The sequence below is a fragment of the Paenalicyclobacillus cellulosilyticus genome (assembly GCF_014647315.1).
Classification (GTDB): domain Bacteria; phylum Bacillota; class Bacilli; order Alicyclobacillales; family Alicyclobacillaceae; genus Alicyclobacillus_J; species Alicyclobacillus_J cellulosilyticus.
Genome location: NZ_BMOY01000128.1, coordinates 1 through 268, shown reverse-complemented (window position 1 = coordinate 268; position 268 = coordinate 1). Strand labels below are relative to the sequence as shown.

Here is a 268-nt window from a genome sequence, read left to right as displayed (position 1 = left end):
CCATTAACCTACTTCAACAAGCACGGGGTGAATACTTAGAGCAAGATCGTTCCCAAAGCTTAGATTGGGAGTCTTTACGCGTTAAAGTACGCACGGAAGGCATGCGCAATTCTAATGTCATGGCAATTGCCCCGACTGCAACCATCTCCAATATTTGTGGTGTTTCCCAATCCATCGAGCCGACTTACCAAAATCTTTATGTAAAATCCAATTTATCAGGAGAATTCACGGTAGTTAACCCTTATCTTGTCGCTGATCTGAAAGCACT

1 pseudogene is annotated in these 268 nt (G+C 43.3%); it reads left to right on the top strand.

Annotated elements, in window-relative coordinates:
• Positions 1–268 (top strand): annotated as a pseudogene (locus IEX97_RS13730) (hypothetical protein); the annotation flags it as partial.